The following is a 13150-nucleotide window of genomic DNA, read 5'->3' on the forward strand; positions in this document are numbered from 1 at the left end:
TGCAGCGATAACAGGGATGGCGCATAATCATGGCGGAAGCACTCGACCGGCTCGACCTCAAGATTCTCGACCGGCTGCAGATCGACGCCTCTGAATCGTCGAGCGAGATCGCCGAGCGCGTCGGCCTCTCGCAGTCCCCCTGCTGGCGGCGCATCCAGCGGCTGAAGGAGGAAGGCTACATCAAGGGCCAGGTCGCCGTGCTCGACCGCGAGAAGTTCGGCGAAAGCATGTATATCTTCGCCCAGCTCAAGATGGGCCGCCTCAGCGACGAGGCGCGCGAGAGCTTCATCCGCGCGATCGAGGACATTCCGGAGATCACCGAGGCCTATACCCTGTTCGGCGAAATGGACGTGATGCTGAAAGTGCTGGCCCCCAGCATGGGCTGGTATCAGAACTTCACGTTCCGCCGCCTGCTACGCCTGCCCGGGGTGGAGGACATCCGCTCCACCGCGACGCTTTCGGAAATGAAGTGCACGCACCGGCTGCCGCTACCTTCCGCGCCCTGACAGCGCGAAGCCCACGCCGACGAGCATGAACCCGCCCAGTCCGGCCAGGCTTATCCGCTCGCCCAGCAGCACGGCGGCGAAGACGGTGCCGAACACCGGCATGAGGTAGAAGAACAGCCCCGCCCGTCCCGAACCGACCAGCGCGACGCCCCGGTTGAACAGGAAGAACGCCAGTACCGACGGCCCGAGCGCAAGGTAGGCGAGCGCCGCCATGCCCTGCGCATTGCCGAGCGGCAGCGGCGTTCCCGCCTCGATCTGGAACGGCAGCATCAGCACCGCCGCCGCTGCGAACGTCAAGAACAGGAAACTCGCCGGATGGATCGGCGGGCGGCGGCGCAGCAGGGTCGCGTAGCAGGACTGCGACAGCATCGCGGCTCCGGCCAGCAAGGTCCCCGCATTGAGCGCCCCGCCCGCCCCCGGCCTTGCCAGCACCACGAAGAGCACGCCGACAAGCGCAAAGGCCATCGCGCCGAGTTGCTGCCGGCCCACGCGGTCGCGGAACAGCAGGACACCACAGGCGACGATCGCGGTGGGCATTGCCGACTGGACGAGCAGCGCCGATGTCGCATCGGTCAGCCGCAGCGCCATATAGGCCAGCGTATTGCTCCCCGCGAGGCCCAGCGCGGCGAGCAGCACCAGCACCGGCCAACCCCGGCGCAGCGCCGGAAGGTCCGCCTTCAGATGCGGCCAGGCGAAAGGCAGCGCGATCGGCAGGGCCAGCGTCCAGCGCCAGAACGACAGGCTTACCGGCGCCATTCCGGGGGGCAGCGCACGGCCCAGAACGAAGTTGCTCGCCCAGAGCGATGCGGCGAGCGTGAGCAGCAGATAGGGACGGTTCCAGAGCCCCGGCGCGGCGTTCGCCTGCGCATGGGCTTGCAACCGGAGCGTGTCGACCGGCATGGATGGCTCTCTATTCGAGGGATGCCGTCATTCTATGCTGCATCGCACACAAAGTCCGTGCAGATCGTCGCCATCTTGCAGATTAATCGCACATATCGTTCATTTTTATGGATCAATCCGCACAATCCTTGCATAATGCTGCGATGCCACGCGAACTCGACAGTTTCGACCTCCGTATCCTCGAATGCTGGCAGCAGCGCGGCGACCTGGGGCCGGTGGAGATGAGCGAACTCGTCCACCTGTCCCCGTCCCAGTGCTCGCGCCGCATGCAGAGCCTGCGCGCGGCGGGGCACGTTTCCCGAATTTCCGCCGTGCTGGAACCGGAGAAGCTGGGCGTCGGCGTCAGCGCCTATGTCCTGGTCACGCTGCGATCGCACGAACCGGGCTGGCTTGAGGCCTTCAACCGCCGCATCGACGCGCTCGACGAAGTGCTCGAATGCCAGTCGCTGACCGGCGAGGCGGACATCATCCTGAAAGTCGCCACCCGCGATCTGGCGAGCTTCAACACGCTGCTGGTGCGCGAACTCCTCGCCGCGCCGGAAGTGGCGACGGCACGGTCGAGCATCGTCCTCGAAAACCTCAAGAGCACCACCGCGCTGCCGACACGCTTCGCCCGAGAAAAGCAGTCACGTGCATAAATGATGCTCCGCATTGCGATCTCGCCCCTACCAACGCGACACCTTCGCTTCGCCGCGCCGATAGAATGACGGACAAGAGGAGCCTCGCCATGCCGGATCGCCGTATAGTCCTGTCCCTGTTCGCAGTCCTGCCTGCGCTGACTTTCGCTCCTGTGGCGAGCGCAGCGCCGGCCCCCTCGCTGCGCATCACGCTCGCACCCGCCAAGCCCGATGCCGAGCAGAACGTCCCGTATGTCGACGTGACGGTGACCGCGGATGCCATGTCCCGCAGCGAGGGCGCCTCCCTGCTCCGCCTGCCCCTCGTCGCCAATACCGTGGTCACCAGCGGCGCGCAGATCACCGGCCTGACCGTCCGCGACCGGCAAGGCGCCCTCACCCCGCGCATCGAGGACGTGGAGGAAGACGGCTCCAACCGCACCCGCTTCTGGCGAGCGCCGCGCGCCGTGAACGGCACCCTGACACTGCACTACCGCGTTCCCATCGACGCGGCAGCGCCCCCTCTCGCGCTGCCGCAATACGAGATGCGCACCGAAGGCGGCGGCTTCTCGGCAGCGGGCAATGCCTTCCTGATCCTGCCCGACGACGAAACCCCGCGCCGGGCCAGCGTCACATGGGACTTTTCCGCCTATGGCCAAGGCGGCAAGGGCATCTCCAGCCTCGGCACGGGCGACGCAGCCAGCCGCAAGCCCATTGCAGCGGGCGACCTTGCCCAGATGTACTACATGGGCGGGCGGCCGGGCATCTATCCACCGGACAAGGACGGCTTCTTCGCCGCATGGCAGGGCGAGCCGCCCTTCCCGATGGCCCCGCTGATGAACTGGGCTTCCGATCTCCACCGCTATTACGGCACCTTCTTCGGCTATGCACCGCCCAGCTTCGGCGTGTTCGGACGGACCAACCAGCGCAATCCCGGCAGCGGCATCGGCCTGACCGACAGCTTCGCCTTCACGTTCAACCATACCTCCAAGCCTGCCGAACTGCGCTCGCTGCTCGCGCACGAAATGCTCCATGCATGGGTCAACTCGCTCGATTCCTCGATGGACGCGGCGGGCGGGCTGGACCGTTCGTGGTTCGGAGAAGGGCTGGCGGTCCACTACCAGCGCCTGCTGCCCTATCGCGCCGGGCTGATCTCCGCCGAGGATTTCCTGGCCGACCTGAACGAGACCGCAGGCCGCTACTACACCAACATCAAGATCGGCGTGCCCAATGCGGATATCCCGGCCGGGTTCTGGCGCGACACCCGCATCCGCGTTCTGCCTTACGATCGCGGCTCGCTCTACTTCGCGGCCACCGATGCAGCCATTCGCAAGGCATCGGGCGGCAAGCGCTCGCTCGACGATCTCGTGCGCACGATGCTGACCGAACGCCGGGCCGGACGACGGATGGACGAAGCGCTCTACCGCCGCCTGTTGAAAGCCGACCTCGGTGACGAGGGCATCGCGGCCTTCGAGACGATGCTGCAGGGCGGCACCGTGCTGCCGCCCTCGGATGCCTTCGGCCCGCAGTTCCGCCGCGTGGAAAAGCCGCTCAGACGCTTCGACCTCGGCTTCGATCCCGCCTCTCTGCTGGCGCGGACGAAGATCGTGCAGGGCCTCATCCCCGGCTCGAATGCCGAGACCGCCGGTCTGCGCAATGGCGACGAGATTCTCAATACCTTCTCGCAGGACGGCCTCCAGGGCGACCAGCAGGCCTTCCTCTCGCTGGAAGTGAAGCGCGGCGGTGAAACGCTCAAATTGCGCTACCAGCCGCGCGGCGAGACGGTCCCGGCCTATCAATGGGAACCTGCGCGCTAGACCATCCTGTCAATCAGCTGGGATCACCCCGGTCTGGCTCCGCTTTCCGGACGCCGTGGAAGGTAACTCTGTCTAAGGCCACGCGATGCTATCGCGTTAAGTGCACTCGCGAAAAACGGAGGCGCTTTGGTTTTGGGAGAGGCATGGTGTCAATTGGCCATCGAACGCAGGTCGCCGAAATCAACGAAACATAGCAATACACAAATATGAAAGAGAGCATGACTGCCCGGTTATGGCCATTGCATTGCCGGGTGGTCACTGAATTGGCGTATGCGGACCGCTTTCTGCGGCGCGGCTTTCGCTTTCCGAGCACCCCAGAACCGCCATCGCGCATCCCCTGCTCCCAAATCCAGCTGGTGAAATCCCGGTCGTTCCGGAGCCTTTCGCATAAGAAAGGCTCCGAAAACCCCGTCTTACGCAACATTATGCCCCTTTGGATTTACTCAGACTAATTTATGGTTGCAGAGCGCACATGGTGGCGATAAATTGCAAGCATACGAATGAATAATCACCGCAGATTCGAGGCTTATAATGATGGCCTGGTCTGCGCAGTGATCTCAAGGGGGAGGTATCGGTGCTTAAAGTCAGACTGTATCTGTCGTGCGCGTGCGCCGCGCTAGCAACGCCTGCATGGGCCCAGGACATTACCGAGAATACAGGCGAGGCAAGTGAAACGACGGCTGCCGATAAGGTCTCGGCGGAAGACATCATCGTCACGGGCTTCCGGGCCAGCCTTTTCAATGCCGCCCAGATCAAGCGCGATTCCGACGCCATCGTCGATGCCGTGGTGGCAGAGGACATCGGCAAATTGCCGGATAACAACGCGGCGGAATCGCTGGCGCGCGTGTCGGGCATCCAGGTCAGCCGTTCCGGGGACGAAGCCAACCAGGTTCTCGTCCGCGGCCTGCCCGACCTGACCACGACTTTCAACGGACGCGACATCTTCACGGCGGAATCGCGCGGTGTCGCCCTCTGGGACTTTCCTCCCGGCGCCCTGCGCGCGCTTGAGGTCTACAAGTCCGGCACGGCGGACCTTATCGAACCGGGACTTGCCGGCCTCATCAACGTGCGCACCTGGCGTCCGTTCGACTTCAAGGGCTTCGAGATCGCCGGTGCCGTGCGCGGTACTTATAACGACCAGTCGAAGAAATACGACCCGGCCAACGCGAATCTCCAGATCACCGACCGTTGGCAGACCGGCATCGGCGAGATCGGCGCCCTTATCAACTTCGCCTATACCCAGCAGCAGTTCCGCAATGCCGCGCGCTGGAACAGCGCCGACGTGCTGGCACCGGACGCGGCCAACACCGTGGAGCCGGAATCGGTGGGTCGCGACTTCGTGTTCCCGGAAGCCGTGGGCGTGTTCTACAACAGCGGCATCCGCAAGCGGCCTTCGATCAACGCCTCGCTCCAGTGGAAGCCCGCGCCCAACCTCGAAATCTATGTGGACGGCCTGTGGCAGGCCTATCGCGGGCGCGATGCGAACGACTTCTTCGCCACGTCGCTGCGGTTTGCCGGTGCCCAGCTCAGCAATGTCGTTCTCGATCCCGACGAGCCGAACAAGGTTCTCAGCCTGACAAAGACCGGTGGCTGGCGCCCCGATATCTACCGTTCGACCGTCAACGGCGACACCAATACCTATCAGGGCGCGATCGGCGCGATCTGGACGACCGGAAAGGCCACCATCTCCACCGATTTCGCCTATACCGACAGCACCTTCAAGCAGACCGAATGGAGCCTCGATTCCGCGCTGACTTCGGCGCCGACCGTGGATGCCGCCTTCGATGAAAAGGGCTCGGCGGCCTTCTCGCTGCCCGGTTTCGACGCGACCGATCCCAGCCACTACCAGTTCCGCGGCTTCTTCGACCGGACTTACATCGGCAAGGGCAATGGCATCCAGTGGCGCGGCGATATCTCGCTGGAAACCGACATTCCCTTCCTGCCGCTGCTCCAGGTCGGCAGCCGCATCACCACCCGCAAGTCCTCGGTCCGTTCGGGATCGCGCTATGCCTACCTGATGGACCTCGGCATCCCGATGACGGACCTCGGTCTCGGCGAGATGTCGCTGATCGACAATACTTTCCGGGGCGGCGTGCAGGGCTTCACCCAGTGGCTTGCACCGAGCCGCTCGGGCGTGCGCGGCAATATCGACGGGCTGCGCGCGATCTCGCTCGCGGGGTTGCAGCAACTGGCGCAGATGTACCCGGACGACGCCGGTATTCGCGACAATATCGAGCGCTGGTCCAGCGCCGAAGTGCCGCTCGATCCCCTCGCCTCGTGGGACGCCAGCGAAAAGACCTATGCCGCCTACGCCCAGGGCAAGTACGCTTTCGAGATCGGCGGCGTCGAGATCGGCGGCCTCATCGGCGTGCGGATCGTCAACACCGACGGTGTCTATTCCGGGACGTCGCTGGTGGACGGCGTGCAGACCCCCGAGGAAACACGGCAGAACTACGTCGACGTGCTCCCCAACTTCAGCACGCGCATTCGCTTCACCGACAAGTTCCAGATGCGCCTGGCCTATACCAAGACGCGTACCCGGCCGACGTTCGGACAGCTCAACCCGGCCGTGAACATCACCCGCGCGCAGAACACCGGCGGTTCGCCGGGCCGCTACGACGCTTTCGGCCGGGCGGGCAACCGCGACCTCGCGCCGCTGACCTCGCGCAACTACGACGCCACGTTCGAATACTACTTCTCGCCGCGGGCGGCTGCAGGCGTATCGCTGTTCTACCGCGATCTCGACGGTTTCATCAGCGACTATACCCGCGACGTGCAGGACCCGATCTACGGCCTGATCCAGGTGGTGCGCCCCGAAAATGCAGGCTCGGGCCGTATCAAGGGCGTGGAAGCAGGCTTCCACAGCTTCTTCGATTTCCTGCCAGGCATGCTTTCCGGCTTCGGCGTGCAGGGGAACGTCACCTACCTCGACGGCAAGAACCAGCTTCCCAACGCCCTGGGTCAGGCGACGAAAATGGTATCGATCCCCGGCGTTTCGCACTGGAGCTACAACGCGGTACTGTTCTACGAGCTCGGAAAGCTTTCGACCCGACTTTCCTACAACTACCGATCGAAGTTCACCAACTTCTACTCGCCAGATGCCAACGGCAACCTTTACGTGGGCGAAGGGACCAAGGCGATCGCGCGACTGGACTATTCGCTGTCCTACACCGTCATCCCGGCGATCACGATCACCGCCGACGTCAGCAATATCCTGGGCAAGCCGTTCAACAACTATCGTTACTTCAACCAGACCCAGACCTACCCTCGGGATATCCGCTACGAGGGCCGCTATTTCGGACTGGGTACTCGCTTCCGCTTCTGACGATCTTGCCGGCGTAGATCAACCTTCCGCGCCTGCAACCACTGACCCGTCCGGCTATTGTTCCGGGCGGGTTCCTTGTTCCAGATGGTCCGTCGCATAGCGCAGGATCGCAAGCAGCCTGAACAAGGCTTCACGGCAATCTCCGCACTGTCAACGCCGGCGGTAAATTGGGGTGTCCAGATCATGTTAGACCGGCTGAATGCTTGGCGGCCCAATCCGGGTCTTGCAGAGCTGCCCTAAATTCATTTGCCAGCAGGTTGGTCTGAATGACGATTGCGGGACATTCCAGGCACGGCGCGGCGTTTTTGCAGCACGCCCAAAGTGGTCATCCTCGGAGCAAACCCAGCTCCCGCAACCTGTGATGGCGGGTTACCCGCCGCCTTCCTTCCTGAACCGTGAGATATGGAGCGTCAACGGCGGCAGGCGCAAAGAGTCCGCATTCAGCGCCAGCGCGCAGCGCCGAACGACTGCAGCCAGGCAGCGGTTGCCTGGCATCGAAACCGGCCCCGCCCCTCTCTGAGCTTCCGCGATCCAGCCAAGCAGCATCAATTCGTTCTGACTGACATAAGAACTGCCGGGAGGCATGACTTCAATCCCGGCCCGCGCCGCAATCTGACGAAGCCGGCGGAAACGTACGTCGAGGTCCCTCGATTTGCCCGCAAAGGCGTCTCCCCGAAGGTAAGCGATCACGGCCCGTTCGGCGCGGGTGCGGCGGTGGATCGGAAGGATCGAGACAATCATCGGATGGTTCCCATCAGGTCATGAAGAACTCGACCGGCACGACCAGCTCGATGGCCTCGCCTTTCACATCTTCAGGCGGCTTCGGCAGCGGCTGCGCCCGCTTCGGAAGAGCCAAGGCCTCGTTATCCAGCGAACGGACACCTGACGAGCGCTCCAACCTGACCGACAGCACCTTGCCCTGCCGGTCCATGACGAAGCGGATGTAGGGAACGCCCTGCTGCCGTGCGAAATGGGCGTCGCGGGGATAGCGCTTCACTTTGTCGAGAGCGCCAAGGACAAGACCTTGCCAGGTCGGTTTGCCACTCGAAGCCTGCGGGGCCGGAGGCGCGGGCTTGCTGGCCGGGGCCGTCGTCTCCCTGACCGGCGGGCCGGGATCGGGCGGCACGAGTTTGGCAGGCGGTGCAGCCGCCACGACATTGGCGGTCGAAATGGCGATCTTCGGCGCCTCGATCTCCGGGACCCGAGGTTTCGGGACGGGCTTGTCTTTCTTCACCTGCTCCGGCCCTGGAGGCACTTCGCGAACGGGCTCGGGCGGAGCAGCCGGCGGCGCGACATTGAAGGCCGCCAGCGTCGCGGGCGGCGGCGCGGCCTTATAGGTCTGCCAGGTCAGGAACAGCCCCGCGAGAATGGCCAGACCGATCGCGCTTGTCCCGCCCAATCCGACCAGGCGCGTGGTCAGCGAAGCCGGTTGATCCGCGTAGCGAACGGCCCGCGATCGATCGCTCGAAAATCGCCTGTCGACGGCCGCATTTCGCGCACGCCCTCCCTCCTCGGCTGGCGCAGGGCCATCTGAGGAGGGCGGCAGGATCGTCAGGACCGTATTGGTCGTCATTCAGAAACGTCCACGCACCGTCGCCATCACGCTGCGTGGATCGCCGTAGAACAACCCGCCGAAGTTGTTCGATGTCGGGATCGACTGGTAGTAAGTCTTGTCGAGCAGATTGTTGACGTTGAGGCCCAGTTCGACCGCTTCGCTGACATCATAGCGCGCGTGCAGTCCAACCAGCGCGTAACCGCCCTGCTTGATCGTATAGCTCGCAGTCTGCGTGTACATCTTGCTCTGGACATAAAGGTCGCCGCCCAGCCGCATGCGGTTGAAGCTGCCCGGCAGGCGGTAGTCGGTCGAAAACTTGAACAGCTTGCGCGGGATGCGGGTGTTGTAGGCCGTCCCCTTGTTGACGCCTGCCACATATTCGGGATCGCTGTACGTAAAGCCGAGCGTCGCGTTCCAGTCCGGCAGCGGAGAGCCGGAAACTTCGACCTCGAAGCCGCGGTTGCGTACGCGCCCGCCTTCGACGTAGCACGTCGACGTGCCGGTTACGCCGCAAGTCCTGTCCGCCGTCGTGGCCTCGGGCATGTTGAGCAGGCTGGACTGGAATACCGCCAGCGATGCGTTCAGGCGTCCGCCGAAGTATTCGCCCTTTACCCCGGCCTCGTAGTTCTGCCCCTGGATCGGATCGAGCAGCGTGTTGCCCGCGCTGTAGTAGCTCTGCGTCTTGTAGACTTCCGTGTAGCTGGCGTAGAGCGAGTGGTGGTTGTCGAGATCGTAGACGACCCCGGCGTAGGGCAGGAACCGGGCTTTCGCGCTGTATTCGTCGTTCACGTAAGGGCTCAGGACGGTGTAGCTCGACCAGCTCAGGCGTGCGCCGAGAATGGCATGAAGACCATCGGCCAGAGCCAGACGGGTCGAACCATAGAGGCCGCCCTCCTTGCGGTTGTACTTGTAATAAGTGCTGGCGGTGTTGAGCACCGGGGCCGTGATCGACGCATAGTCATAGTCGGTGATGTCGACGGTCGGCGTATTGGATGCGGTGTGGATCGTGAAATCGAACTTGTCGCGCCGCAGACTGCCGCCGAGGACAAGCTGATGCTCGCCGCCCAGCAGCCGGTAATGGCCGGTGGCATAGACGTCCAGCCCCACCTGCCGGTCGCGGTAGTCGACGTCGGAGACAACCAAGCGGTAGATGTCGCCAGAGGAGCGGGCGGGATAGGACGAACGAAAGTCCGCGTCCGACCAGATCGCGCTGGGGGCGACGACGATCTTCCAGTCGCTACCGATCTGCTGTTGCAGCTCGCCGAAAGCCGAATAATTGCGGCGCTTGAGATAGGCCCACTTGCCCGCTAGCGAGGCCGAACGCGGCAGATCGTAGAAGGCGCCGCTAGCGTCGGTGTTGAGCCCGCCCCAGTCGTAACCGTGGTTGTAGTCCCGCTGCGCGGTGCCGCCGACGCGCAGCAGCGTACCGGGTGCAAGATCGGCTTCCGCCGTCAGGTAAAGCAGGCGATTGTCCCTGCTGGCGCCGTCACGGTAACTGTCTGCCGAGTTGTAGAAAGCCACGGCGCGCGCCCTTACGTCGCCCCCCTTGGTGATCGGCCCGGAAACGTCCACCTGCCCGCGATAGTTGGACCATGATCCAATGCCGGCCTCGACACCCAGCTGGAAGTCGCGCGTCGCCCGCTTGCGCACGAGATTGATCGCCGCGGAAGGATTGCCGGTGCCCTGCAGCAGCCCGTTGGCGCCGCGAACCACCTCTACCCGGTCGTAGATCGCCATGTTCGCGGTGGACATCACGTCCATCGAGTAGTTCTCGGAAATATTACTCGGAATTCCGTCGAACTGGATATCGGTGATCTCCGATCCGCGCGCGTAGTAGGTCGAGCGGTCGGTGCCGAGCTTGGTATACGTGATGCCCGTCGTGGTGCGGGCGATATCGTCAAGCGACTGGACGTTCTGGTCGTCCATCTTCTGGCGCGTGACGACCGAGACCGACTGGGGCGTCTCACGCGGGGAGAGCGCCAGCTTGGTGGCAGTCGAGGTGCTGCGCACGGTGTAGGAACGGGTGCCCTCGCTGACCGCAGGATCGCTGGTCAATGCCGCCGGACTGCCGCCGCTTCCGCCTTCACTGCCCTGAACCTGAACCGGCCCGAGCTGGATGGTGCCTTCAGCGGTTCGGGGCGCGGCCTCCAGCGTGAAGGCGCGCGGCCCGGTCTGGCGGAACGTGATCCCGCTACCGGCAAGGATATGCGCGAGAGCTTCCGCCGGGGCAAGGCTGCCTTTGAGGCCGGGGCTGGAAATGCCCGCTGTCAATTCTGCGCGATAGGCCAGTTGCACCCCCGCCTGCCGGGCATAAGTGTTGAGAACATCCGCGAGTGCACCGGCGGGAATATCATAGCTACGGGCTTCCTGCGCCAGCGCGGGAGCGGCAATTCCGGCCGACAGCCCCATGGTCGTACCGGCAAGGACTACGGCAGCCATCAGGCGGCCGGTCGCGCGCTGCCCGGCGCGCGTCTTCTTCGAAATCGTCACTCTGGATCATCCCCGAACGTCGTTGAACCCGAGGCGTTATTGCTAATGCGAACGCCTTGCACCTATGACGATCGAGGTATTCGAAACGAGAGGTCCGGGCGGAAGATTTTTTTGGCGGGAGCCGAATTTCGCCAGAATCAACCGAAAATCAGGATCATGCGATCGGTCAGTTGGGCCGACCGCAGCCCCAGAGAGCGTTGGAGCTGCGCGATGGTCGCCACCGGATCGTCGATATGAAAGACTCCACTGACCCGCAAATCACGCGCCGCGCCGACCACGCCCAGATAGCCTCGATGATAGCGCCCGATTTCGGACACGACCTCGCTGAGCGGGGCATCCTTGAACACCAGCGCGCCTTCGGTCCACGCCATGGCATCCCCCGCGTTGACCATGGAAGCAGGACCGATTCCCTCTGCCGGTCCATAGGAAAGGCTCTTGCCTTCGGGGAGCACGGCCGAGGCGCCGCTCTGGGCCGGATAGCGGATGCGGACCTTGTGCTCGGTGACGGTCACGCGCGTTTCGGCGCCGTTTCGGCGCACGAGGAAGCGGGTCCCGAGCGCCGTCGTCGATCCACTCCCGGCTTCCACGCGGAACGGGCGCGAAGGATCGGGCGCGACAGTGAAAGCGGCCTCGCCCGTCAGCAGGCGCACAACGCGGTGGTCGCCCGCGAATTCGAAAGCTACCGCGCTGTGGGTTCCCAATTGCATCGTGGAACCATCGGCAAGCTGCATCGTGCGCCGCTCGCCCGTGTCGGTCATCGCGTCGGCCTGCAGCATCGTCATCCAGTCCTGCGCCGACCAAATCAGGACAAAGGCGAGGCTCGCGGCGATAGCGGAAGTCGCCCAACGTCGCCGCATGCGGGATTTTGCCCGATTCAGCCCTCGGGTCTTGCGGACGGGCGCTGGCGGCAGGGAAGCCCGCAGCGCCGGAGTTTCCGGCACGGCGCCCATCTGCATCCATAGGTCCTGCATCCGGGCATAGGCGCGGGCATGTTCCGGAGCCTGGGCAAGCCAGGCATCGCGCTCGGCGCGCTTTTCGGCCGGTAATTCGCCGTCGAAATCGGCGGAAACCCAATAGGCCGCCTCATCGGCAAGCGAATTCGGCAAAGGATCCTCGACACCACCCGGCATTACAGTATTTTCCCATGCGAGAATGCCGCCAATCTGCATGTCGCTTTCATCCCATGACGTTCGGCGCCGGCAAAACGAGAGGGTGTCGTCACGGGACCGCTCATGTTTCGGCCGCATCGGACAACGCCTGATGGCACAGCAGCAAAGCATGACGGATATGCTTGCGCACCATGTCCTGGCTGATCGACAAGCGCTCCGCCGCCTCCGAGACGCTCAATTCATCGATCTTGACCAGCACGAAGACCTGCCGGCAGCGCAGCGGCATCCTATCGACTACGGCTGCGATCTGGCGAACTTTCTCCTGATCCAGCAAACGGGTTTCAGCGTCGGGATCGGGCGAAGCGACGCCGTGACCATCGGCTTCCTCGGCAAACAGGGCTTCCTGTCGCCGCGCGGTGCGCAGATGATCCAGCGCCAGGTTCGAGGCGAGGCGGAACAGGAAGGAGCGCTTGTTGACGATCGGCGGATCGTCTTTCACGCCCTGCACGCGCAAATAGAGGTTTTGCGCGACATCTTCCGCCGCAGGTACGCTGCCCACCATCTTCGCCAACCAGCGTACCAATGTAGCGCGCTCGGCGGTCAGCAGACGGGATAGCAAGGCGGAATTGCTCGACATGGCGTATCGCGCCCTATCGATGTTGCGAATTGATCGCAACTATTCAAGCGGTGCTATCGCCATGACAGCGCTTTGGTGGCCCGGACAAGGGCTATATCGATTACCCGCCCCTCGAGAAAACCTTAACCGTTCCGGCCATTGGACCCGGACGATCCTAACTCAGGCGAATTTTGCATCATCATTGCGCAAACCAGGTT

10 protein-coding genes are annotated in these 13150 nt (G+C 63.7%); 4 read left to right on the forward strand and 6 right to left on the reverse strand.

Going from position 1 to position 13150, the window contains the following annotated elements:
- Window positions 1-29 precede the first annotated feature (29 nt).
- Window positions 30-506 carry an Lrp/AsnC family transcriptional regulator gene (locus ACZ1II_RS06545; RefSeq protein WP_465143610.1) on the forward strand — a complete coding sequence of 159 codons (477 nt, stop codon included), beginning with the start codon at window positions 30-32 and terminating at the stop codon, window positions 504-506.
- Here the strand turns inward: ACZ1II_RS06545 and ACZ1II_RS06550 are convergent.
- A complete protein-coding gene (locus ACZ1II_RS06550; RefSeq protein ID WP_465143611.1) occupies window positions 489-1406 on the reverse strand; it encodes a DMT family transporter in 918 nt (305 codons plus the stop codon). The two genes, ACZ1II_RS06545 and ACZ1II_RS06550, sit on opposite strands and share 18 nt — an antisense overlap.
- Before the next feature lie 143 nt (window positions 1407-1549).
- On the opposite strand from ACZ1II_RS06550, the gene ACZ1II_RS06555 reads away from it, so the two are divergent.
- The 3 genes from ACZ1II_RS06555 (at window position 1550) to ACZ1II_RS06565 (ending at window position 7162) form a co-directional block, all read left to right on the forward strand.
- Window positions 1550-2044: an Lrp/AsnC family transcriptional regulator gene (locus ACZ1II_RS06555; protein WP_465143612.1), complete on the forward strand. Its 495-nt coding sequence runs from the start codon at window positions 1550-1552 to the stop codon at window positions 2042-2044.
- A gap of 89 nt (window positions 2045-2133) precedes the next feature.
- A complete protein-coding gene (locus ACZ1II_RS06560) occupies window positions 2134-3837 on the forward strand; it encodes a M61 family metallopeptidase (RefSeq protein WP_465143613.1) in 1704 nt (567 codons plus the stop codon).
- Between the two features lie 574 nt (window positions 3838-4411).
- Window positions 4412-7162 carry a TonB-dependent receptor gene (locus ACZ1II_RS06565; protein ID WP_465143614.1) on the forward strand — a complete coding sequence of 917 codons (2751 nt, stop codon included), beginning with the start codon at window positions 4412-4414 and terminating at the stop codon, window positions 7160-7162.
- 369 nt (window positions 7163-7531) lie between these two features.
- On the opposite strand, the gene ACZ1II_RS06570 is transcribed toward ACZ1II_RS06565, so the two are convergent.
- The 5 genes from ACZ1II_RS06570 to ACZ1II_RS06590 form a co-directional block, all read right to left on the reverse strand.
- Window positions 7532-7903 (reverse strand): hypothetical protein, encoded by a 372-nt coding sequence (locus tag ACZ1II_RS06570; protein WP_465143615.1) that lies wholly within the window; start codon window positions 7901-7903, stop codon window positions 7532-7534.
- 13 nt (window positions 7904-7916) lie between these two features.
- A complete protein-coding gene (locus ACZ1II_RS06575) occupies window positions 7917-8735 on the reverse strand; it encodes an energy transducer TonB family protein (RefSeq protein ID WP_465143616.1) in 819 nt (272 codons plus the stop codon).
- On the reverse strand, window positions 8736-11207 hold the full coding sequence (locus ACZ1II_RS06580; RefSeq protein WP_465143617.1) for a TonB-dependent siderophore receptor: 2472 nt from the start codon (window positions 11205-11207) through the stop codon (window positions 8736-8738).
- A gap of 137 nt (window positions 11208-11344) precedes the next feature.
- Window positions 11345-12337 (reverse strand): FecR family protein, encoded by a 993-nt coding sequence (locus ACZ1II_RS06585; protein WP_465143618.1) that lies wholly within the window; start codon window positions 12335-12337, stop codon window positions 11345-11347.
- Window positions 12338-12437: 100 nt separating this feature from the next.
- Complete coding sequence (locus ACZ1II_RS06590) at window positions 12438-12953, reverse strand: RNA polymerase sigma factor (RefSeq protein WP_465143619.1); 516 nt, start codon at window positions 12951-12953, stop codon at window positions 12438-12440.
- Between the last annotated feature and the right edge of the window lie 197 nt (window positions 12954-13150).

The sequence above is a fragment of the Novosphingobium sp. BL-S-20 genome, assembly GCF_055521635.1.